This window comes from Pantoea sp. ANP04, assembly GCF_041982285.1.
Lineage (GTDB): Bacteria > Pseudomonadota > Gammaproteobacteria > Enterobacterales > Enterobacteriaceae > Pantoea > Pantoea eucalypti.
The window spans coordinates 55,819-77,852 of the sequence record NZ_JAUTYS010000012.1; the positions used below are offsets into that span (position 1 = coordinate 55,819).

General features: G+C 56.7%; 24 protein-coding genes and 1 tRNA gene. 18 read left to right on the forward strand and 7 right to left on the reverse strand.

Translation table 11 applies throughout. From position 1 onward, the window contains the following. The first annotated feature begins 112 nt into the window (after positions 1–112). The 14 genes from Q7C21_RS16500 to Q7C21_RS16565 all read left to right on the forward strand — a co-directional run bounded on the left by Q7C21_RS16500 (position 113) and on the right by Q7C21_RS16565 (position 11,398). A complete protein-coding gene (locus tag Q7C21_RS16500; RefSeq protein WP_375150924.1) occupies positions 113–691 on the forward strand; it encodes a phage baseplate assembly protein V in 579 nt (192 codons plus the stop codon). Continuing rightward, the gene (locus tag Q7C21_RS16505; protein WP_375150925.1) at positions 688–1,044 is read left to right on the forward strand and encodes a GPW/gp25 family protein; all 357 of its coding nucleotides are present in this window, start codon (positions 688–690) and stop codon (positions 1,042–1,044) included. Before Q7C21_RS16500 ends, Q7C21_RS16505 begins: the two co-directional genes overlap by 4 nt. After that, positions 1,031–1,945 carry a baseplate J/gp47 family protein gene (locus Q7C21_RS16510; protein ID WP_375150926.1) on the forward strand — a complete coding sequence of 305 codons (915 nt, stop codon included), beginning with the start codon at positions 1,031–1,033 and terminating at the stop codon, positions 1,943–1,945. Before Q7C21_RS16505 ends, Q7C21_RS16510 begins: the two co-directional genes overlap by 14 nt. Next, the gene (locus Q7C21_RS16515; protein WP_375150927.1) at positions 1,942–2,553 is read left to right on the forward strand and encodes a phage tail protein I; all 612 of its coding nucleotides are present in this window, start codon (positions 1,942–1,944) and stop codon (positions 2,551–2,553) included. Before Q7C21_RS16510 ends, Q7C21_RS16515 begins: the two co-directional genes overlap by 4 nt. Beyond that, positions 2,550–3,593, forward strand: a complete 1,044-nt coding sequence (locus tag Q7C21_RS16520) for a phage tail protein (protein WP_375150928.1) — start codon at positions 2,550–2,552, stop codon at positions 3,591–3,593. The genes Q7C21_RS16515 and Q7C21_RS16520 overlap by 4 nt, the downstream gene beginning before the upstream one ends. Continuing rightward, positions 3,593–4,183, forward strand: coding sequence for a tail fiber assembly protein (locus tag Q7C21_RS16525; protein ID WP_375150929.1), 591 nt, complete (start codon positions 3,593–3,595; stop codon positions 4,181–4,183). The genes Q7C21_RS16520 and Q7C21_RS16525 overlap by 1 nt, the downstream gene beginning before the upstream one ends. A 118-nt stretch (positions 4,184–4,301) precedes the next feature. Next, entirely contained in the window at positions 4,302–5,471 is a 1,170-nt protein-coding gene (locus Q7C21_RS16530; protein ID WP_375150930.1) for a phage tail sheath protein, read from the forward strand. A gap of 12 nt (positions 5,472–5,483) precedes the next feature. Continuing rightward, entirely contained in the window at positions 5,484–5,999 is a 516-nt protein-coding gene (locus Q7C21_RS16535; RefSeq protein ID WP_271152672.1) for a phage major tail tube protein, read from the forward strand. A gap of 56 nt (positions 6,000–6,055) precedes the next feature. Next, positions 6,056–6,364: a phage tail assembly protein gene (locus Q7C21_RS16540; RefSeq protein ID WP_375150931.1), complete on the forward strand. Its 309-nt coding sequence runs from the start codon at positions 6,056–6,058 to the stop codon at positions 6,362–6,364. Between the two features lie 14 nt (positions 6,365–6,378). Then, a complete protein-coding gene (locus tag Q7C21_RS16545; protein WP_009086867.1) occupies positions 6,379–6,498 on the forward strand; it encodes a GpE family phage tail protein in 120 nt (39 codons plus the stop codon). After that, complete coding sequence (locus Q7C21_RS16550; RefSeq protein WP_375150932.1) at positions 6,491–9,538, forward strand: phage tail tape measure protein; 3,048 nt, start codon at positions 6,491–6,493, stop codon at positions 9,536–9,538. The genes Q7C21_RS16545 and Q7C21_RS16550 overlap by 8 nt, the downstream gene beginning before the upstream one ends. Then, positions 9,535–10,020 carry a phage tail protein gene (locus Q7C21_RS16555; protein WP_253419835.1) on the forward strand — a complete coding sequence of 162 codons (486 nt, stop codon included), beginning with the start codon at positions 9,535–9,537 and terminating at the stop codon, positions 10,018–10,020. The genes Q7C21_RS16550 and Q7C21_RS16555 overlap by 4 nt, the downstream gene beginning before the upstream one ends. Beyond that, positions 10,017–11,117: a phage late control D family protein gene (locus Q7C21_RS16560; protein ID WP_375150933.1), complete on the forward strand. Its 1,101-nt coding sequence runs from the start codon at positions 10,017–10,019 to the stop codon at positions 11,115–11,117. Before Q7C21_RS16555 ends, Q7C21_RS16560 begins: the two co-directional genes overlap by 4 nt. 62 nt (positions 11,118–11,179) lie before the next feature. After that, positions 11,180–11,398: an ogr/Delta-like zinc finger family protein gene (locus tag Q7C21_RS16565; protein ID WP_375150947.1), complete on the forward strand. Its 219-nt coding sequence runs from the start codon at positions 11,180–11,182 to the stop codon at positions 11,396–11,398. 251 nt (positions 11,399–11,649) lie between these two features. Here Q7C21_RS16565 and Q7C21_RS16570 read toward each other — a convergent pair whose 3' ends face one another. The 3 genes from Q7C21_RS16570 to Q7C21_RS16580 form a co-directional block, all read right to left on the reverse strand. Beyond that, a complete protein-coding gene (locus Q7C21_RS16570) occupies positions 11,650–12,462 on the reverse strand; it encodes a hypothetical protein (protein WP_375150934.1) in 813 nt (270 codons plus the stop codon). A gap of 478 nt (positions 12,463–12,940) precedes the next feature. Continuing rightward, positions 12,941–13,016 (reverse strand) — tRNA-Ile (locus Q7C21_RS16575). Positions 13,017–13,218: 202 nt separating this feature from the next. Beyond that, positions 13,219–14,010 carry an SDR family NAD(P)-dependent oxidoreductase gene (locus Q7C21_RS16580; RefSeq protein ID WP_375150935.1) on the reverse strand — a complete coding sequence of 264 codons (792 nt, stop codon included), beginning with the start codon at positions 14,008–14,010 and terminating at the stop codon, positions 13,219–13,221. Positions 14,011–14,148: 138 nt separating this feature from the next. Here Q7C21_RS16580 and Q7C21_RS16585 point away from each other — a divergent pair, with 138 nt between their 5' ends. Together Q7C21_RS16585 and mug are read left to right on the forward strand one after the other, a co-directional pair. Then, positions 14,149–14,733, forward strand: a complete 585-nt coding sequence (locus Q7C21_RS16585; RefSeq protein ID WP_375150936.1) for a TetR/AcrR family transcriptional regulator — start codon at positions 14,149–14,151, stop codon at positions 14,731–14,733. After that, a complete protein-coding gene (gene mug, locus Q7C21_RS16590) occupies positions 14,730–15,248 on the forward strand; it encodes a G/U mismatch-specific DNA glycosylase (protein WP_003848430.1) in 519 nt (172 codons plus the stop codon). Before Q7C21_RS16585 ends, mug begins: the two co-directional genes overlap by 4 nt. A 74-nt stretch (positions 15,249–15,322) precedes the next feature. Here mug and rpoD read toward each other — a convergent pair whose 3' ends face one another. The 3 genes from rpoD to rpsU form a co-directional block, all read right to left on the reverse strand. After that, a complete protein-coding gene (rpoD, locus tag Q7C21_RS16595) occupies positions 15,323–17,164 on the reverse strand; it encodes an RNA polymerase sigma factor RpoD (RefSeq protein ID WP_003848431.1) in 1,842 nt (613 codons plus the stop codon). A 330-nt stretch (positions 17,165–17,494) separates the two neighbouring features. Next, positions 17,495–19,240, reverse strand: a complete 1,746-nt coding sequence (gene dnaG / locus Q7C21_RS16600; RefSeq protein ID WP_039659379.1) for a DNA primase — start codon at positions 19,238–19,240, stop codon at positions 17,495–17,497. 118 nt (positions 19,241–19,358) lie between these two features. Next, positions 19,359–19,574, reverse strand: coding sequence for a 30S ribosomal protein S21 (rpsU, locus tag Q7C21_RS16605; RefSeq protein WP_001144069.1), 216 nt, complete (start codon positions 19,572–19,574; stop codon positions 19,359–19,361). A gap of 278 nt (positions 19,575–19,852) precedes the next feature. Between rpsU and tsaD the strand changes: the two genes are divergently transcribed. Then, positions 19,853–20,866: a tRNA (adenosine(37)-N6)-threonylcarbamoyltransferase complex transferase subunit TsaD gene (gene tsaD / locus Q7C21_RS16610; RefSeq protein WP_039659377.1), complete on the forward strand. Its 1,014-nt coding sequence runs from the start codon at positions 19,853–19,855 to the stop codon at positions 20,864–20,866. A gap of 29 nt (positions 20,867–20,895) precedes the next feature. Here tsaD and plsY read toward each other — a convergent pair whose 3' ends face one another. Next, on the reverse strand, positions 20,896–21,501 hold the full coding sequence (plsY, locus tag Q7C21_RS16615) for a glycerol-3-phosphate 1-O-acyltransferase PlsY (RefSeq protein WP_003848436.1): 606 nt from the start codon (positions 21,499–21,501) through the stop codon (positions 20,896–20,898). A 108-nt stretch (positions 21,502–21,609) separates the two neighbouring features. Between plsY and folB the strand changes: the two genes are divergently transcribed. Continuing rightward, positions 21,610–21,969 carry a bifunctional dihydroneopterin aldolase/7,8-dihydroneopterin epimerase gene (gene folB / locus Q7C21_RS16620; RefSeq protein ID WP_039659376.1) on the forward strand — a complete coding sequence of 120 codons (360 nt, stop codon included), beginning with the start codon at positions 21,610–21,612 and terminating at the stop codon, positions 21,967–21,969. The last annotated feature ends 65 nt before the right edge of the window (positions 21,970–22,034 follow it).

The window sequence follows — 22,034 nt, forward strand, 5'->3', positions numbered from 1 at the left end:
CCTGACTTCCATGACTGCAAAAAATTAAGGGGTACTAAAGATAGGTTTTGTGCCATAAACCTCACAATTTAAGAAGCTATCATAAAGATAAGCCGCAGTGCATCATTTTTCAATGAACACTCAGCTCACCGAAATCATGCGCCTTATCACCAACCTGATCCGCACCGGCACTGTGTCCGAAGTGGACCCGGTTAACTGGCTTTGCCGGGTGAAAACGGGCGACCTTGAAACCAACTGGATTAACTGGCTAACCCTGCGCGCCGGTAGCACCCGCACATGGTGGCAGCCCACCGTCGGGGAGCAGGTTGTGCTGCTGAGCCTGGGCGGCAATCTTGAAACTGCCTTTGCGCTGCCCGCCATTTATTCCGAAGCCTTCCCGCCGCCCGACTATTCAGAAGACGGCACTACCACGGTGTTTAAGGACGGCGGCTGGTTTCAGTACGAGCCGGAAACCGGCCTGCTGCTGATAAAGAATATCAAAAGCGTGCGCATTGAAGCGGCAGACGGCATTCAGCTGATCACCGACGTGCTGGGGATAGAGGCCAGTCAGACACGGATTAACAGTGACACCACGATGAACGGCGATGTGACACACGGCGGCGGTTCAATGCGTTCAAACGGCGTGATTGCTGATAAGCACTTACATGACGGGGTGAAGAAAGGCAGCGATATGTCAGGAGGCCCGCAATGATGTATCTCGGCATGAGCCGCGACACCGGCGAAGCCATTACCGACATCGAACACATCCGGCAAAGCGTGCGCGACATCCTGATCACCCCGGAAGGCAGCCGCATTGCCCGGCGTGGTTACGGTTCGCTGCTGTCGGTGCTGATTGACCAGCCGCAGAACGACGCCACCGAACTGCAGGTGATGGCCGCCACCTATACCGCACTGAGCCGCTGGGAGCCGCGCATCCGGCTGGCCTCGGTAAACATCACGCGCAATGCGGACGGCTCTATGCAGGTTGATCTGAGCGGCCAGCGCGCCGACGGCTCACCGCTTTCTCTGACGGTTTCAACGGGGGTGAACAGTGGCAGTAATTGACCTTTCGCAGCTGCCTGCACCGCAGATTATTGAGGTGCCGGACTTTGAAACGCTGCTGGCAGAGCGCAAAGAGGCGCTGATTGCGCTTTATCCGGCGGATGAACAGGCCGCCATGCGCCGCGTGCTGGCGCTGGAGTCCGATCCGGTTGTGAAAAGCCTGCAGGAGAACGTCTACCGGGAAATCCTGCTGCGCCAGCGCATTAACGAGGCGGCGCAGGCGGTGATGGTGGCTTACGCGCTCGGCAGCGATCTGGACCAGCTGGCCGCCCGCAGTAACGTGCAGCGCCTGACCGTGACCCCTGCTGACCCGGACGCGGTGCCGCCGGTGGATGCGGAGATGGAATCAGACGATGCGCTTCGCGTGCGCGTGCCGGAGGCGTTTGAGGGGCTGAGCGTGGCCGGGCCGACGGGTGCGTATGAGTTTCACGCGAAAAGCGCCGATGGCCGGGTGCAGGACGTGTCCGCCATCAGCCCGTCACCGGCGACGGTACTGATCACCGTCCTGAGCCGTGAGGGCGACGGCACGGCGGCAGCGGATTTGCTGACCACAGTGAACACCGCGCTGAACGCAGACAGCGTGCGCCCGGTGGCCGACCGCGTGACGGTTCAGGGAGCAACCATCCGCAGCTACAGCGTGAAGGCCAGGCTGCACCTGTTTGACGGCGTGGCCGCCGGTCCCTGTCTTGAGGCGGCAAACGCGAAGCTGGCCGCTTACCTGACCGAGCAGAAAAAACTGGGGCGCAGCGTGCGGCGTGAGTCTTACGGGGCGGTGATGCGCGTGGCCGGTGTGGACTGGGTGGAAATCACCGAACCGGCGCAGGACATCATCATGGACCGCACGCAGGCGGGCTACTGCACCGGCACGGACATTTCCGTGGCGGGCGATCAGGGGGTGACATGAGCAACAGCAGTCTGATGCCGCCCGGCTCATCTGCGCTGGAGCGCCGCCTGGCAGAAGCCTGCAGCGGTATTTCCGGGCTGAACGTTCCGCTGCGCGACCTTTGGAACCCGGCCACCTGCTCGGTGAGCTTTCTGCCTTATCTGGCCTGGGCGTTTTCGGTGGACCGATGGGACGAAAGCTGGGCGGAGAGCGTCAAGCGGCAGGTGGTGAGCGATGCGTTTTACATTCATCAGCACAAGGGCACCATCAGTGCCATCCGCCGCGTGGTGGAGCCTTTCGGCTTCCTGATCCGCGTCATTGAGTGGTGGAAAAACGGTGAAGCGCCGGGCACGTTCCGCCTGGACATCGGCGTGCAGGACCAGGGCATTACTGAAGAAACCTACGCGGAGCTTGAGCGGCTGATAAGCGACGCGAAGCCGTGCAGCCGTCACCTGCTGGGCATGTCCATCAACCTGCAGAGCGGCGGGACTTTATTCACTGGCGCGGGCAGCTATGACGGCGACGATCTCACCGTCTACCCCTACACCCCGGACATTATCTCCGTCGGCGGCCAGAGCTACACGGGCGCGGCGGTTCACGTTATCGACCTGATGGAAGTGGGACCATGACAAAATTCTATGCCATCGTGACCAGTACCGGCGCGGCAAAGATTGCCAACGCCGTGTCGCTCGGCACAAAACTGAACATCACGCACATGGCCGTGGGCGACGGCGGCGGCACGCTGCCGACGCCGAACGCCAGCCAGACGAAGCTGGTTAACGAGGTGCGCCGCGCCGCGCTTAACTCGCTGACGGTGGACGCGGCCAACAGCAGCCAGATTATTGCAGAGCAGGTTATCCCGGAAACCGAGGGCGGATTCTGGATCCGGGAAATGGGGCTGTTTGACGGTGACGGCACGCTGATTGCCGTGTGCAACACCGCCGAAACCTACAAGCCGCAGCTGCAGGAGGGCAGCGGGCGCACTCAGCGGCTGCGTATGATCATCATCGTCAGCAGCACCGACGCCGTGACGCTGAAGGTGGACCCGTCCGTGGTGCTGGCAACGCGGCAGTACGTGGACGACAGCGTGCTGGAGGGGCGCCAGTATGCGGACAAACTGACAGCTGCGCACCTTGCCGCCGCGAATCCACATCCGCAGTACCTGCTGGCCGCTGACGGTTCGGCAATGCCGGTCGGCATTCCGCAGCCGTGGCCGCTGGCAACGCCTCCGAGCGGCTGGCTCAAGTGCAACGGCGCATCCTTCAGTGCCTCCGCTTATCCGGCGCTGGCTAAAGTCTATCCGTCACTGAAGCTGCCCGACCTGCGCGGGGAGTTTATCCGCGGCTGGGACGACGGGCGCGGTGCTGACAGCGGGCGTGCGCTGCTTTCAGCGCAGGGCGATGCCATCAGGAACATGACCGGCGTTCAGTCGCTGGCCGTGCCTTATAACGGCAGGTCAGACGGGGTTTTTTACAATAACGGCAAAAATGCCAATGAGGGCGTTTATGTTGATGGAGCAGCCATTACCGACGGGCCTCCTGTTGGCAACACATCAAACGGGCAGTCTATGGGCGAGAAAATCTATTTTGACGCCTCGCGCGTGGTGCCGGTGGCGGCGGAGAACCGCCCGCGAAACGTGGCGTTTAACTACATCGTGAGGGCTGCATAATGGCGAAGGCAACGCTTGATAAGAATGGGCTGGCAAAAGCCGACGGCACACTGACGGTGTACGGGTATGACGCGCTGACCGGGGAGTTTAACGGTGCGGTGCAGGAGTTTCTGGCGCAGGGCGTCGGCCTGCCCGCCTGTTCCTGCCTGACCGCACCGCCTGACGCGCAGGCGGGCACGGTGGCCGTGTATCAGGACGGCAGCTGGCAGCGCGTGCCGGACCATCGCGGCGAAACGGTTTACCCGGTTTCCGGCGGCGCGCCGGTGAAAATCACGGCGCTGGGTGACTATCCGGAGGAAACCACAACGCAGGCCCCCGCAACCGCGTTTGATAAGTGGGACGGTGAGAAGTGGGTGACCGACAGCGATGCACAGCAGCAGTCGCGGCTTGAGGCGGCGGCCAACGAAAAGGCGGCGCGCGTGAGCGAGGCAAACGGCATCACCCAGGCATGGCAGACGCAGCTGCTGTTAGGCATCATCACCGATGCGGACAAAGCCACGCTTACCGCCTGGATGAAGTACGTTCAGGCGGTGCAGGCCACCGACGTGTCAGGCGCGCCGGACATCAGCTGGCCCGCAAAACCGCAGTAACCAACAGGCCCGCTACGGGCCTTTTTTCATTGTGTGATTTTCCACACAACGCCATCAGGATGCACCCGCGCCCGCGACCTTTCACCATAGCGGAACCCCTTCACAGGAGAACCGCCACATGGCACAGGATTATCACCACGGCGTGCGCGTTGAGGAAATCAACGAGGGCACCCGAACCATCGCCACCGTCAGCACTGCGATTGTGGGACTTGTCTGCACCGGCGACGACGCCGACGCGGCCACCTTCCCGCTAAACCGCCCGGTGCTGTTAACTGACGTACTCACCGCCAGCGGCAAAGCCGGGGAATCCGGCACGCTGGCCCGCTCACTGGACGCCATCGCGGATCAGTCAAAACCCGTCACCGTTGTTGTGCGCGTGCCGCAGGGCCAGACCGAAGCGGAAACCACCGCCAACATCATCGGCGGCGTGACCGACGGCCAGCGCACCGGCATGAAGGCGCTGCTGGCTGCGCAGTCTCAGTGCGGCGTCAACCCCCGTATTCTCGGCGTGCCCGGCCACGATAACAAAGCCGTCGCCACCGAACTGCTGAGCGTGGCGCAGAGCCTGCGCGGCTTTGCCTACCTCTCCGCGTATGGCTGTAAGAGCGTTGAAGAGGCGATTGCCTACCGCGCCAACTTCAGCCAGCGCGAAGGGATGCTGATCTGGCCTGACTTCATCAGCTTTGACACCGTGCTGAAGGCGGACGCGACGGCCTACGCCACCGCACGCGCGCTGGGCCTGCGCGCCAAAATTGACGAGCAGACCGGCTGGCATAAGTCCCTGTCAAACGTCGGCGTGAACGGCGTCACCGGCATTTCAAAAGACGTTTTCTGGGACCTGCAGGATCCGGCCACTGATGCGGGCCTGCTGAACCAGAACGACGTCACCACGCTGATCCGTAAAGACGGTTTCCGCTTCTGGGGTTCCCGCTGCCTCAGTGATGACGCGCTGTTTCAGTTTGAGTGCTACACCCGCACCGCGCAGGTGCTGATGGACACGATGGCAGAAGCGCAGATGTGGTCCGTTGACGGTGCGCTGAACCCGTCGCTGGCCCGCGACATCATCGAGAGCATCCGCGCGAAGCTGCGCAGCCTGGTGAATCAGGGCTATCTGATTGGTGCGGACTGCTGGCTGGACGAGAGCGTGAACGACAAGGACACGCTCAAGGCGGGCAAGCTGCTGATTGACTACGACTACACGCCGGTGCCGCCGCTGGAAAACCTGCTGCTGCGCCAGCGCATCACTGACCAGTACCTGGTCGATTTCAGCAGCCGCGTCAGCGCATAAGGAGACGGAAAGATGGCATTACCCCGCAAACTCAAGCACCTGAACCTGTTCAACGCAGGCAACAACTGGCAGGGGCTGGTTGAGTCCCTGACGCTGCCAAAAGTCGCGCGCAAGTTCGAAAAGTATCGCGGCGGCGGCATGGCTGGTGCGGTGGATATCGACATGGGCCTGGACGACGGCGCGCTGGATACGGAATTCACCATCGGCGGCACCGAAGCACTGCTGTTTAAGCAGCTTGGCACCGAAACCGTGGACGGCATTCAGCTGCGCTTCACCGGCTCCATCCAGCGCGACGACACCGGCGAAGTGCAGGCGGTCGAGCTGGTCACGCGCGGACGCTATAAGGAGCTGGACTCCGGCGAATGGAAGACCGGCGAATCCAGCACCACCAAAGTGTCCGCCACTAACAGCTACGCAAAGCTGACCATCAACGGCGAGGTGGTTTATGAAATCGACATCGTAAACATGATCCACATCGTGGACGGCACCGACCTGATGGAGAAGCACCGCAACGCGCTGGGCCTGTAATCACACCGGCAGGCCGCGCGCCTGCCGCTTAACTCTCTTTTTAACGGAATCGCATCATGACTGATAAAACCGCTCCAAATGAAAAAGCCGTTGAGCTGGACACCCCGATCCTGCGCGGCAAAACCGAAATCACCTCCGTCACCGTGCGCAAGCCGCAGTCCGGTGCGCTGCGCGGCACCCGCCTGCAGGCGCTGATGGATATGGACGTGAACGCCATGATGGTTGTGCTGCCGCGCGTAACCAGCCCGGCGCTAACCGCACAGGAAATCAACGAAATGGACCCCGCCGATCTGGTGAGCCTGTCGGTCGAGGTGGTCACTTTTTTGCTGAAGAAGTCGGTCCTGTCAGATTTACCGACGGCCTGACGGTTGACGATCTGGTGGCGGACATCGCCACCGTCTTTCACTGGCCGCCCTCCGTTACCGAATCCATGACGCTGACCGAGGTGCTGGAGTGGCGGCACAAAGCAATCCTGCGACACGGGGCCAGCGATGAGTGATAAAAATCTGCGTCTGCAGGTCGTGCTGGGTGCGGTCGATAAGCTGACGCGCCCCTTCCGCAGCGCCCGCGACAGCACCCGTGAGCTGGCTGGCTCGCTGCGCGACACCCGCAACACCCTCAAAGAGCTGGACGCACAGGCCGGGCGTATCGACGGCTTCCGCAAGACCCGCTCACAGCTTGCCATCACCGCGAATAACCTGAAGGCCGCCCGCGAAGAAGCGGCGCGGCTGGCCGTACAGTTTACGGAAACTAACAGGCCAACCGCCGCGCAGGCCCGCGTGCTGGAGCAGGCGAAAAACCGCGCCAGCCAGCTGCAGCAGACCTACAACGGGCTGCGCCTGTCGGTGCAGCGTCAGCGTGAGGCGCTGGGCGCTGCCGGTATTGACACAAAAAAACTGAGCCAGGCACAGCGCGAGCTTAAAAGTCAGTCGGACGAGGCGCGCGCCGCCATTGACCGGCAGCAGCAGTCGCTTAAAAAGCTGGGAGAACGTCAGGCAAAACTGAGCGCGGTGCGTGAGCGCTATTCCCGTTCGCTTGAGGTACGCGACCGCGTGGCCGGTGCCGGTGCGGCAACGTCTGCCGCCGGGCTGGCGATGGTTGCGCCTGTTGCTGCCGCCGTGCATGCATCAGCAGCAATGGAAGACGCCATGAAGGGCGTGGCAAAGCAGGTTAACGGGCTGCGCGATAACGACGGAAACCGCACTAAGCAGTTCTATGACATGCAGGCCGCCATCAAGGCCGCCAGTGAGCAGCTGCCGATGGAAAACGGCGCGATTGACTACGCCGCGCTGGTTGAGGGCGGCGCGCGCATGGGCGTGACCAACCAGAACGACTCCTACGAGGACCAGAAGCGCGACCTGCTGGCGTTCGCCACCACGGCGGCTAAGGCGTCAACCGCGTTTGAGCTGCCCGCCGGTGAGCTGGCCGAAGGGCTGGGCAAGATTGCGCAGCTGTACAACATTCCCACGCGCAACATCGAGCAGTTGGGCGACGCGCTGAACTACCTGGACGACAACGCCATGTCCAAGGGTGCTGACATCATTGATGTTATGCAGCGCATGGGCGGCGTGGCCGACAGGATGAACTTCCGTCAGGTGGCGGCGCTGGGGTCAACGTTCCTGACGCTGGGTGCCACCTCTGAGATTGCGGCCAGTTCCGCTAATGCCATGGTGCGCGAACTGTCCATAGCCACGATGCAGAGTAACCGGTTTATGGACGGCATGGACCTGCTGAAGCTGGACCCGGCAAAGATTGAAAAGCAGATGACCACGGACGCGATGGGCACCATCATGCGCGTGCTGGAAAAGGTTAAAAAACTGCCGGACAGCAAGAGAGTGCCCGCGCTGACGATGCTCTTTGGCAAGGAGTTCGGCCCTGCAGCGGCAAAACTTGTCAATAACATGCCGGAACTGCGCCGCCAGCTGGCACTGACGCAGGGGGATGCTGCAAAGGGTTCGATGCAGAAGGAATCTGACATCAATAAGGACTCTCTTTCCGCACAGTGGATGCTGACTAAAACCGGCGTATCCAACACCATGAGCGGCCTGGGCGATTCGCTGCGCACGCCGCTGATGGACATTATGGATATGGTGAAGAAAGTCACCGGTGTGACCCGTCGCTGGGTGGAAAACAACAAGGAACTGGCGGGCACGATCGTGAAGGCCGCGGCGGTTGTATCGGTGGTGGTGATTGCGCTGGGTACGCTTATGATCGGCCTGGCTGCGGTGCTGGGACCGCTGGCGCTGCTGCGCCTGAGCTGCAACGTGCTGGGGCTTAAGGCGCTGCCGGGGCTTGCTTCAGCAGCATCACGGGCAGGCAGTATGCTCGGCTGGCTGGGAAGCGCCCCTCTGAGCCTGCTGCGGCGGGGAATGGGCGACGCGGGCGGGCGCGTCAGCCTGCTGGCCGGGCCGCTTGCTTCACTCCGCGCCAGCGCAGGCATGGCGGGTAATGCACTTAAGGCGGTGGCAGGTGCGCCACTGCACCTGTTCAGGGGAGCCATGCGCGGCGTGTCCGCCGCTGCCGGAATGATGATGAACCCGGTGGCGGCAGGTCGGGTACTGCTTAGCGGTACGGGTCAGGTGCTGCGCTGGCTGGCGTCCGGTCCCGTGGCGGTGCTTCGCGTTGCGCTGACCGGCATTTCATGGGCCATGGGCGCACTGCTGAGTCCTGTCGGGCTGCTGGTCGCCGCGCTGGCAGGCGTGGCGCTGGTTGTCTGGAAATACTGGCAGCCGATTAAAGCATTTCTCGGCGGCGTGGTTGAGGGATTCAGGGCTGCCGCCGCCCCGGTAAGTGAGGCGTTTGCCCCGCTGAAGCCGGTTTTTCAGTGGATTGGCGATAAAGTGCAGGCGCTGTTCGGCTGGTTCCGCGACCTGCTGACGCCGGTGCAGTCCACGGGGGCTGAGCTGGACAGCGCAGCCGCGAAGGGTAAGGAGTTTGGTCAGGCGCTGGCCGATGGCCTCAGCATGGTGATGCACCCGCTGGACACGCTGAAATCAGGGGTAACTGATCTACTGGATAAATTCGGTCTGATTAGTAAGGCGTCGGCCAGCGTGAAGTTGCCTGCTCAGGTTCCAGCTGCTGCAGTCAACAACGCCGGAAAAGTGGTGCTGCCGCCGGGCGGGTTCCCGCGCATGTACGACACCGGCGGCCATATTCCTTCCGGCCAGATGGGTATCGTGGGTGAGAACGGCCCCGAACTGATTAACGGCCCGGCTAAAGTGACCAGCCGCAGGCGCACCGCAGGGCTGGCGGCACTGGCGGCGCTGACGCTGGGCGGTGCGGCGGCACCTGCCACAGCTGCACCGCTGCATCCGCTGAGTCTGCCCGCGCAGGCATACCGGCAGGATGCGCCACGCATGAGCGGCACAGCGGCAAACACAGCGCCGCAGATTAACGCCTCGTTCACCATCGTGCAGCAGCCGGGGCAGAGTCAGCAGGATCTGGTTGATGAAGTGATGCGCAGGCTTCAGGCAGAGCAGCGGAAGGCTGAGGCGCGCGAGCGCAGCAGCTACCGTGACAGGGGAGGATTAGAGGAATGATGATGACGCTGGGCTTATTTGTTTTCATGCTGAAGACGGTGCCCTATCAGGAGCTGCAGTATCAGCGCAGCTGGCGCTTCCCGTCAAACAGCCGGGTCGGCGTGCGGCCTTCGCTGCAGTTCTTAGGCCCGGACAACGACACGTTGACGCTTTCCGGCGTGCTGCTGCCGGAGATTACCGGCGGCAGGCTGTCGCTGTTTGCGCTGGAGCAGATTGCGGAGCTGGGCCGCGCGTGGCCCCTCATTGAGGGCAGCGGAACGATTTACGGTATGTTCGTAATCGAGAGCCTTAACCAGACCAAAGCGGAGTTCTTCAGCAGCGGCGTGTGCCGCCGCATTGAATTCACGCTGACGCTGAAGCGCACCGATGAATCGCTGGGGGAAATGTTCGGCAGCCTCAGCGATCAGCTTTCCGTCATGCAGAGTGCGGCTACTACCGCCGCCGGGAAGGTCAGCGCCGCAGCGGGAGGGTTATTCTCATGATGACCAGTCCGTGGATTACCGGCCAGCAGAATTCCCCCGCGTTCCGTCTGACGATGGACGGCGCAGACATCACGCAGAAGCTGGAAAAGCGCCTGCTAAGCCTGACGCTTACCGACAACCGTGGCTTTGAGGCGGACCAGCTGGACATCGAGCTGGACGACGCAGACGGCCAGCTGCAGCTGCCACGCCGGGGCGTCGTGCTTTCGCTGTCGCTGGGCTGGCAGGGAGAGGCGCTTTTCCCGAAAGGCAGCTATACGGTTGACGAAATCGAGCACAGCGGCACGCCTGACCGGCTGACGCTGAGGGCGCGCAGCGCGGACTTCCGGCAGACGCTGAACACGAAGCGGGAGAAGTCCTGGCACAAAACCACAGCAGGCGAAATTGTCCGGGACATCGCCGGGCGCCATAAGCTGAAGGCGGCAATGGGTGAAGACATGGCCGCCGCAGAAATTGACCACCTTGATCAGACTAACGAATCCGACGCCAGCTTTCTGATGCGCCTAGCTAAACAGTGCGGCGCTGTGGCCTGCGTCAAGGACGGCAATCTGCTGTTTATCCGGCAGGGACAGGGGAAGACGGCAAGCGGTAAGGCGCTGCCGGTGATCACCCTTCAGCGCAGGGACGGGGACAGCCACCGCTTCACCCTGGCGGACCGCGACTCTTACACCGGCGTGATCGCCAGCTGGCTACACACTCGCGAACCGTCAAAGAAGCCGGTGGCGAAGGTGAAGCGCAGGCGACGCAAAACCACGACGAAGAAGAAAGAGCCGGAGGCGAAGCAGGGGGATTACCTGATCGGCACGGATGAAAACGTGCTGGTACTGAGCCGCACTTACGCAAACCGGGGCAATGCAGAGCGGGCGGCCAAAATGCAATGGGAGCGCCTTCAGCGTGGTGTGGCGACGTTCTCTATACAGCTGGCGTGTGGTCGAGCAGATCTTTACACGGAGATGCCGGTGAAGGTAAGCGGGTTCAAACAGCCAATTGATGCGGGGGAGTGGATCATCACGACGCTAACGCACAGCCTGAGCTCGGAAAACGGTTATACGACAAATATTGAGCTTGAAGTGAAAATAGATTCACTTGAAATGGAATAAAACTATCTCAAAATGGTTAAATTGAGTAATATTTATCTCAATTGGGTTATGGAGACAAAATGATGATGAATTGCCCTTTGTGTGGGAATGCCGCACATACCCGCAGTAGCTTTCAGGTATCAGCAACAACCAAAGAACGATATAACCAGTGCCAGAACATCAATTGCAGCTGCACTTTTAAATCTCATGAAACCGTGTCAGAGATCATCATGAAGCCCGGAGCGGTTAAGCCAGTGCCGCCTCATCCGAGTAGGGGCCAGCAACAACCATTATGGCTGTGAGCCCTAATGAGTTGAAAGTGTTCTATTTGAGCATTTGTTATGTATATGTTTACTTTTCTTTTTATTATTTGAATATGATTAATTACTGGAAGAAAATAATTATCTCTTTCATGAAAAAAGAATATGAATATGAAAACAGCATTATTTGCTGATGTAACTAAAAATTTACAGATACTTAACTTTGTTTAGGTAATTAAACCGGGGTTATTCCCGGTTTAATTAATGTTAGTCAGATCAGTGTACTGATGGAATTAGCGGTAAGGTTGCAATTTTTTCCCTTGCAACGATTCTTCAGTAAAGTAGATTTCAGGAATCAATACACCTTCTGCAAAAAGTGACATTGGCATAAAAGTTTTTCCAAAATCACCAAATAAATTAGCCTGATAAATTAGCCCCATTTTTTCAAAGGCAGCTTTAACACTTTGATCCACCAATCTGCGAATGGCTTTATCTTCCTGTGTATTATACTGGCGGTAGATCCATCCGCGCAATCTCATCCTGGTATCGAAGTCCAATTCAACCAAAACGCTATTCAGATATTCAAGTTTAACCATTCCGCTAAACTCTACCTCATATCCAGCCATCATCAAGAAATGATAGAGGCGGAAAGACGATTCATAAAATTGTCGCGGCGATGTATTTCCTATAAAAGTGCCCAAAAATTGATTATGCAGGCCTCTTTTATTAATTCTATACTCGAGGTTGTAACGTCCGGAAGGATGGCGAGAAACTTTCAGGCTAATTTCTTCGGCAAGAAACATACTGAAATCTTTTGGCTCTTTACCAAAACGATTTTTGAAATTCTCATTCAAGTTATCGAAATTATGCTGAATTTCTAATTTAAACGGTTTGTCGTTTTTTTTCTGATCTGAAAACTTCAAATCAAAAGTGAGAGCGGAACCGCTTTTATGGCCAAATGAGTAACTTACTGTATTTTTTATGGCCCGCATCCGACTGCTGGAAGTTAATTCAACATTGTTTTTGTAATCAAATAGAGGATAAGCAACATCATTAATAACAGCAGCCAGCATGGTGATGTTGTCAGGTGCAATGAGTGATTTCATATTACGAACTCCATAATTCTGCATGCATACATACAGCTATTGCTGTGACTATGTCTATCTCACGTCCGTATGCACAGAATATGGGCTACGGGGATTAAACGGGGGCACGATAGAGCTCATCCGTCCTTTAACAATACTCATGCCCATAAAAAAATCAAGCTATTTAAAGCATGAATTTTTATCTAAAAACGATCATATGGCTCTTAGAGTTTTAATTAGCGTAAAACTACTGCCAGTCACGCCCATTTATGGATACTCATCTGACCATTAGGCGAAAGCATATCTCATCCTTTGTTACGAAAATTCGTCTGTTAGAGCTAAAGAAAATCGTTGTGGGGTTCATCTTGAATGATATGTAGTGGCGAAAGATGAAAGGGGTTGGAAAATCCTGCTGCCATTCTGCTGCCAATGGTAGATCCTGAAAACAAAAAAGCCACCCTGAAAGGTGGCTTAATTGCATGATTTAAATCAACAAATTTGGTGGCCCCTGCTGGGCTTGAACCAGCGACCAAGCGATTATGAGTCGCCTGCTCTAACCACTGAGCTAAGGGGCCAGCGGAGCGGGGATTATAAAGTATCTCTTCAGGACGATCCAGCACTCAGCTACCGGTTGCTGAAATAAGCAGCAGTGATTTACCTGCTGATTTATATAACAAAACTGGCAACGCCTGGCGCAGTAGTCGCAAATCGGCACGGATAATGCTTCCCCGTGCCTTAAGTAAAACCCGATGTCAGGTGCTATGGCAGATGACTGACTCAGCTTTGACGATAACGAGATGCTGATCGATTCCTTGAAAGATGGGGAACCATCGCGCCACGTGCCTGATCGTAGTCGTGCCACATCTGCAGATCTTCCAGCGCCGGAATAGTTACCGTCTCCTTGCTGTCGAGTCCGGCCAGCGCGGCGTCCACCATCTCATCAACGTCCATCAGCATTTCAGCCGGGATTTCATTAATAGACTGGCCTGCGCGATCAAAAATCTCTGTACGGGTTGCGCCGGGTAACACCGCCTGAACCTGCACACCGCTCTCCGCGAGTTCACGCTGCATGGCGCGCGTCAGGGTCAGTACATAAGACTTAGTGGCGTTATAGGCGCCATTGAACATCTCATGCACCAGCGACAGCACCGAGGCGATATTGATAATAATGCCGTGACCGCGTGCTTTAAATGCCCGGCCAGCCGCCTGTGCCAGACGCGTCGGTGCCAGAATATTTAACGCCAGCATGCTGTTGATGCGTGTGATGTCCGCCTCCAGAAACTCGCTTTCGACACCCATGCCTGCGTTGTTCAGCAGCAGCGTAATCTGTGCGTTGTTTGCGAGCTCTGACTCCACACGCTGCAGGTCCCGCTCATGCGTTAAGTCAGCCTTCATCACGGTTACCCGAATATCGTGCTGTTGTGTCAGCGCATCAGCCAGTGTGGTGAGTCGTGCCTGATCCCGTGCGACCAGGATGAGGTCATAACCGCGTGCTGCCAGTCGTTTTGCGTACGTTGCACCGATACCGCTGGATGCGCCTGTGATTAAAGCTGTGCCTGATAGTGACATGTTTGCTTCCTCGTATGATGGTCGTCATAATAACTATCAATATGACGATCATCATATTTGTCGTCAAGCTGGAATATGATGAGCGTAATAATTACTATAATAGCCAGAAGCCATGCAGCAAAAACCGCAGGAGATGATATGGAAAAGCAGGGCAGCAAAGCGCATACGCGCCAGCGTATCCTTAATGAGGCGGCGCGTGTGATGCGTGAAACCGGCACTGAAGGGATTGGAGTGGCGGCGCTGATGAAGCGGGTTGGCCTGACACATGGCGGCTTCTATGCACATTTTGCGTCACGCGAGGAGCTGGTTGAGGAGGTGCTGAAACATATGTTTGCTGAATCTGATACCTTCAGGCCTGCTAAATCCGTGACCCAACCAGCAACGCAGCTGGCTGATTTTATTGATAGCTATCTTTCCGATGCGCATCGCAATGCACCGGCTCAGGGCTGTCCGCTGGCGGCACTGGTGAGCGAAGTGGCCCATCTTCCACAGCCGACACGGCAGATCTTCGCCCAGGGCTTCAATACGATGCATGCCGGTCTGGTGCAGATACTGCGTGAGCTGAGATTGCCGGATGTGGAAGCGCTGGCCTCCAGCATGCTGGCAGAGATGGTGGGCGCACTGGCGCTGGCACGGGCCTGTCCGGATGCTGAGCGGGCCAGTCAGATGCTGCAACGCAGTCGCGACGCGCTTAAGCAGCGTACGCTGGAGGTGGCGGCATGAGTGAGCATGCTATCCGCGACATTATCAGCTCCGATCTTGATGTGCTGTTCTGCGGCATCAATCCAGGTCAGTCAACGGCCCATCAGGGATTTCACTTTGCGCATCCCGGAAACCGGTTCTGGAAGGTTATTCATCTGGCGGGATTCACCCGGCAGCAGCTGAAGCCGGAAGAGGAGCAGCGCCTGACGGAAACCGGCTGCGGCATCACCATGCTGGTAGAACGGCCAACTGTGCAGGCAAATGAGCTTGCGCCTGATGAGCTGCGGGATGGCGGTAAACGCCTTATGGAGAAGGTTCTGGATTATCAACCCGCCGCGCTGGCCATTCTGGGTAAGGATGCATTCCGTCGTGCTTTTAAACAGAGCAAAGTCGAATGGGGCAAACAGCCGATATGTATGGGGAAAACTCAGGTGTGGGTGTTGCCGAATCCCAGCGGACTGAATCGTGCATCACTGGACGAGATGGTCGGGGCGTATCGTCAGCTCTGGCTGGAACTGCATCCGGAGAGTCACTGACGTCGGGCAGGGCAGGGGAGTGGCGCGAACAGGCAGGCATAAAAAACCCCGGCGAACCGGGGTTTTTGTCGGACTTAATCGTCGAGGAAGCTACGCAGCACTTCCGAACGGCTCGGATGGCGCAGTTTACGCAGGGCTTTCGCTTCAATCTGACGAATACGCTCACGCGTCACGTCGAACTGTTTGCCCACTTCTTCCAGCGTATGGTCCGTGTTCATATCAATACCGAAACGCATGCGCAGTACTTTCGCTTCGCGCGCGGTCAGGCCAGCCAGCACGTCATGGGTGGCAGAACGCAGACTCTCTGACGTTGCAGAATCCAGCGGCAGCTCCAGCGTGGTGTCTTCGATAAAATCGCCCAGATGTGAATCTTCATCATCACCAATCGGCGTCTCCATAGAGATCGGCTCTTTAGCGATTTTCAGTACTTTGCGAATTTTATCTTCTGGCATCAGCATACGCTCAGCCAGCTCTTCCGGCGTTGGTTCGCGGCCCATCTCCTGCAGCATCTGGCGCGAAATACGGTTGAGCTTGTTGATTGTCTCAATCATATGCACCGGAATACGGATGGTACGCGCCTGGTCGGCGATAGAGCGGGTGATGGCCTGACGGATCCACCAGGTCGCATAAGTCGAGAACTTGTAACCACGGCGATATTCAAACTTATCTACCGCTTTCATCAGGCCGATATTACCTTCCTGAATCAGGTCGAGGAACTGCAGACCACGGTTGGTATATTTCTTCGCAATCGAAATAACCAGACGCAGGTTAGCTTCCACCATCTCTTTCTTAGCGCGACGCGCTTTGGCTTCACCGATCGACATGCGACGGTTAATATCTTTAACCTGTTCAATGGTCAGGCCGGTCTCTTCTTCAACCTGTGCCAGTTTCTGCAGGGAACGCATCACGTCATCCTGCACTTCCAGCAGTTTCTCAGACCACGGCTTGTTCATCGCCAGAGCGGCTTTGAACCAGCTTTCGTTGGTTTCGTTGCCGGTAAACAGCGTGATGAAGTTCTTCTTCGGCATTTTGCACAGCTCAATACAGAGCTTCATGATCAGACGTTCCTGAGTACGGACACGTTCCATCATAGTGCGCATGCTGCCTACCAGGTAGTCGAACTGCTTCGGTACCAGGCGGAACTGTTTGAAGACGTCAGAAAGGTTCTGGATTTCGGCAACGGCAGCAGCATGACTGCGACCTTTGCTCTTAATCACGCTGCGGGTCGCTTCATACTGCTTACGCAGGTCAGAAAACTTCTCGCGCGCCAGTTCCGGGTCGATTGAGTTATCGTCGTCGGAGCTGTCGTCATCCTCTTCATCTTCTTCTTCATCGTCGTTACGATCGGCTTCAGAAAGTTCAGAGCCTACGTGCGTTGCCGTTGGGGCAATATCTTCTTCTGCGTTAGGATCGACGAAACCGGTGATCAGGTCGGAGAGGCGTGATTCGCCTGCTTCAACTTTGTCATACTGATCCAGAAGATAAGTAATGGCTTCAGGGTATTCGGCGACAGAACACTGAACCTGGTTGATACCGTCTTCAATACGCTTAGCGATGTCGATTTCGCCTTCGCGCGTCAGCAGTTCAACGGTACCCATTTCACGCATATACATGCGAACCGGGTCGGTAGTACGCCCGATTTCAGATTCAACGCTGGATAACACCTGAGCGGCAGCTTCTGCGGCATCTTCATCAGTATCGGAGCTGTTTTCGTTCAGCATCAGATCGTCGGCATCCGGGGCTTCTTCAACCACCTGAATACCCATGTCGTTAATCATCTGGATGATGTCTTCGATCTGATCTGAGTCGACGATATCTTCCGGCAGATGGTCATTGACCTCAGCATAGGTCAGATAGCCTTGCTCCTTACCACGGGTGACAAGAAGCTTGAGCTGTGACTGCGGGTTTTGCTCCATAAGACGGTATCCACACTTCTGTTAAATTAGATTGGTGTCGGTCGGCAGCGCGCCAACAATAAGCAGTGAAGGCGTTTAGTTCTTGCCGCTGCCTTCGTCGCGGCGTGGGCTTTGCCCATCAGTAATCGGCACTTAAGCCGCTTGTTAACTCTGTGCTAAGGGCCTGGCTTACTTGCCATTCTGCTTCCCGGCAGTGCTCGCTCTCCTCACGTACATCAGTACGCTCCGGGAGCTGTGCGCTGGCGGTAGCCAGACTGGCATCGACGCCGACCCTTAAAATTCGTGCGGCTGCCCTTTCATCATTCGGAATGGACAGCATGCTGAAAACAGTTATTTCCTGGCAAACGCCTGACTGAGTGTCCAGAATTCACGGCGCTCATCGGCGCTGAGTCCCTGAGTGCGCTCACGCGCAATCAAAAACTCCAGACGCTCTTCAAGAGCAGCATCATAGATGCTGGCCAGCGAGTCCTGAAACACCGCTTCGGCTTCTTCATCTACTATCATGTGGTTCCAGATCGCCAGTGTTTCAAGCGTCTGACTAAAATTTGTTCCGCGATATAACTCTAGTAGCTGACCGGTGGTCAATCCAGGATTCTCATTACAACGGCCCACTAATTCAATAAATAGCGGTAAACCCGGCATTTTTGACTCAGACAGCCCATCCAGAGAAGGCACCATCGTGGCCAGTTGTGGGTTCTGAATCAGTAACGCAATCAGTACACGCATGGTGGTACGCTTCAACGGAGGCGCAACCGGTGCGGTTCCGCTTGCGGCCTGCTTCGGCATCAGCTTTTCAAGCTGATTATCGTCAAGAATACCCAGTTTATTCCCCAGCTCCTGACGCATATAAATACGTAAGGTCTCACCGGGAATCTGCGTTATCAGCGGTAAAGCCAATGTGCTCAGGCGCGCTTTTCCATCGCGTGAGCTCAGATCCACCTGCGGCAGCAGGCTATCAAATAAAAACGAAGAGAGCGGCATCGCCTGCTCCATCCTCGCTTCGAAGGCGACTTTACCCTCTTTACGAACCAGCGTATCCGGATCTTCACCATCGGGTAAAAACATAAAGCGTAGCTGACGACCATCATTCATGTAAGGCAATGCGGTCTCGAGCGCACGCCAGGCCGCTTCACGACCCGCTCTGTCGCCGTCGTAACAGCAGATCACGGTGTCGGTACTGCGAAACAGCAACTGAATATGTTCAGCAGTGGTTGAGGTGCCTAATGACGCAACGGCATAATCGATGCCGTACTGCGCCAGCGCAACCACGTCCATGTATCCCTCGACCACTAACAGGCGGGCGGGTTCAGGATGGTTCTTAACGGCTTCATACAGGCCATAGAGCTGACGGCCTTTATGAAAAATGGGTGTTTCCGGTGAGTTGAGATACTTCGGCGTATCGTTACCCAGCACGCGTCCGCCAAAACCAATGACGCGTCCACGCTTATCGCGGATCGGAAACATGACGCGGTCGCGAAACCGGTCATAGGTACGGCCTTTGTCATTGCTGACCAGCATGCCCGCTTCCATCAATGACTCGCGGTCTTCCGATTGCTTGCCAAAACGTTTGAGAACGTTGTCCCAGCCGGCTGGCGCATAACCTATAGCGAAATGATTGATGATGTCGGCGCTCAGACCACGACGATCAAGATAGTCGCGTGCTGGCTGCGCACTGGATTGCTGCAGGCCCTGCTGATAAAAACCGTTCAGGTTCTCCATCAGCTGATACAGGCTCTGGCGCTGATGGCGTTCCATCTGGCTGGGCCCGCTGCCTGCTTCGTAAGGCACGTCTAAACCGTGGGAAGTGGCCAGCTCTTCAATACTTTCAACGAACTCCAGACGATCAAAGTTCATTAAAAAGTCGATAGCATTGCCGTGTGCACCACAGCCGAAACAGTGATAGAACTGTTTTTCGCCGTTTACGGTGAAAGAGGGCGTTTTTTCATTATGGAAAGGACAGCACGCATGAAAATTCTTACCCTGCTTTTTCAGCTTAACGCGGGCATCGATAAGATCCACGATATCCGTGCGGGCAAGTAAATCGTTGATAAATACGCGTGGAATTCGTCCAGCCATACGCCCCAGATTTTCAGCTCATAAACGGCAACAAGCCGCGCTTCCTTTCGGAAAGCACGGCCTTTTACTTGACTCTGTCTGCGTGAATCACGCGGTGGAGGCGAACCTCCGGAACGACTTAGTACAGACGAGTGCGGCGTGCGTTTTCGCGAGCCAGTTTCTTGGCGTGACGCTTAACTGCTGACGCTTTAGCGCGCTTACGTTCGGTAGTCGGTTTTTCATAGAACTCACGACGACGAACTTCAGCCAGAACGCCTGCTTTCTCGCATGAACGCTTGAAGCGACGCAGTGCTACGTCAAATGGCTCGTTTTCACGTACTTTAATTACCGGCATGTAACTCTCACCTCGATAAAATTCGGTTTTTGCTGCTGACTGCGGCGCCAGCACATTTCAAAATGGTGCAGCATTTTACTCCAACTCGCGTTGGTTTGTAAAGCACCAAGGATAATTTGAAACCAACAGGAGCGTTTGCCTGTGCGGCTGCCGGTTTTTCCAGGGGCGGGAGTATAGCGCACTCTTTAGCCGACAGAAAATGACTTTTTACGCCGGATGTCCGCGCTGCACATCCAATTGCTGTGATAAACTGCGCGCCGCAAGAATGAGGTGATGCAATGCGAATTCTGGGTATTGAAACGTCGTGCGATGAAACTGGCATCGCTATTTATGATGACGAGGCCGGATTACTGGCTAACCAGCTCTACAGCCAGGTAAAACTGCACGCCGATTATGGCGGTGTGGTGCCGGAACTGGCCTCACGTGATCACGTGCGTAAAACCGTGCCGCTGATTCAGGCCGCACTGAAAGAGGCCGGTCTGGCGCCGCAGCAGATTGATGCCGTAGCCTACACAGCGGGTCCCGGACTGGTTGGTGCGCTGCTGGTCGGTGCCACCATTGGTCGCGCCCTGGCATTTGCGTGGAAAGTGCCTGCGGTGCCGGTCCATCATATGGAAGGCCATCTGCTGGCGCCGATGCTGGAAGAGAATCCACCGGAATTTCCGTTTGTCGCCCTTCTGGTCTCGGGCGGACATACTCAGCTGATTAGCGTTACTGGCGTCGGTCAATATGTGCTGCTTGGTGAATCGATCGATGATGCCGCGGGTGAGGCCTTTGATAAGACGGCGAAGCTGCTCGGTCTGGATTATCCGGGTGGGCCAATGCTGTCGAAGATGGCGCAGCAGGGCACAGCGGGACGCTTTACCTTCCCGCGTCCGATGACTGACCGTCCGGGCCTGGATTTCAGCTTCTCCGGCCTCAAAACCTTTGCTGCGAATACCATTCGCGCCAATCCTGACGATGATCAGACCCGTGCTGATATCGCCCGTGCGTTTGAAGATGCAGTCGTCGATACGCTGTCGATCAAATGCAAGCGTGCACTGGATGAGACAGGCTTTAAGCGTCTGGTGATTGCGGGCGGTGTCAGCGCTAACCGCACACTGCGCGAGCAGATGGCGATCATGATGCAAAAGCGCGGCGGAGAGGTGTTCTACGCCCGTCCTGAGTTCTGTACCGATAACGGTGCGATGATCGCGTATGCGGGCATGGTGCGGTTAAAAGGCGGCACCCGAGGCGAGTTGAGCGTCAGCGTGCGACCGCGCTGGCCGCTGGCGGAACTGCCCGCCATCTGATGTGAAAAAAGCCGGCTTGCCGGCTTTTTTTATGGTTGAGATTTCTTTTTGCGCTTCCAGATCTTGCCTTCCTGACCCCGCCACAGCCGCTGAATATTGTCGTGATGACGCAGCAGGATGAGACACGAGAGCATGGAGACCGGGAACGTGAACTGCGGTTTGAACCACCAGACATAAAAGGGCGCGATCAGGGCGCTGACGATGGCACCCAGCGAGGAATAGCCGCTGAGTAAGACCGTTAACAGCCAGGTCCCGGTAACCAGCCCGGTTAAGTCCCAGCCAATTGGCGCTATCGCGCCGAATGCAGTCGCCACGCCTTTGCCGCCGCGAAAGTGAAAGAACACCGGGTAGATATGACCCAGACAGGCCGCAATGGCGGTCAGGCCGAGATAAAGCGGCGTGACGTGCATCAGATAGGCCAGCCAGACCGGCACCATCCCTTTCAGCACATCAAACACTAATACGGTTGCTGCGGCGGCTTTACCGCCCAGACGCAGTACGTTGGTCGCACCGGGATTGCCGGAACCGTGTGTGCGCGGATCGGGCAGGCCAGCGAGTTTGCAAACCAGAATCGCACTGGAAATCGAGCCGCAAAGATACGCGAAAATAATCATACCAAGCGCGAAAGCACTCATAACACCGTACCGTTCCCTTTAGGGTCGTTTTGATCTCATCAACCGTGGATAATACGCATAATCCGCCGGAAGTGGTATCCGGCTTAGCCAAAAACAGAGACCCTCATCATGGATATCGTATTTATAGAACAACTCACGGTGTTCACCACCATTGGCGTTTACGACTGGGAACAGGGCATACAGCAGAAGCTGGTGCTCGATGTCGAAATGGCCTGGGATAACCGTCTGGCGGCCAGCAGCGACGATGTGAAAGATTGCCTGAGCTATGCGGATGTCTCATTGGCGATCCTGACGCATCTGAACGGGGGGCGTTTTGCCCTGGTTGAGCGGGTTGCTGAAGAAATCGCGGATCTGTTGATGAACCGTTTCAGTTCGCCTGGCGTGCGAATAAAGGTAAGCAAACCGGGGGCTGTAGCCCAGGCGGCGCAGGTTGGCGTGCGAATTGAGCGCGGGACTATTCCTAAATAAATACGATGTGATTGCCATCACAATGAAACCAAACCAAATTACTGTCTGTCATAGCGTGTGCCGTT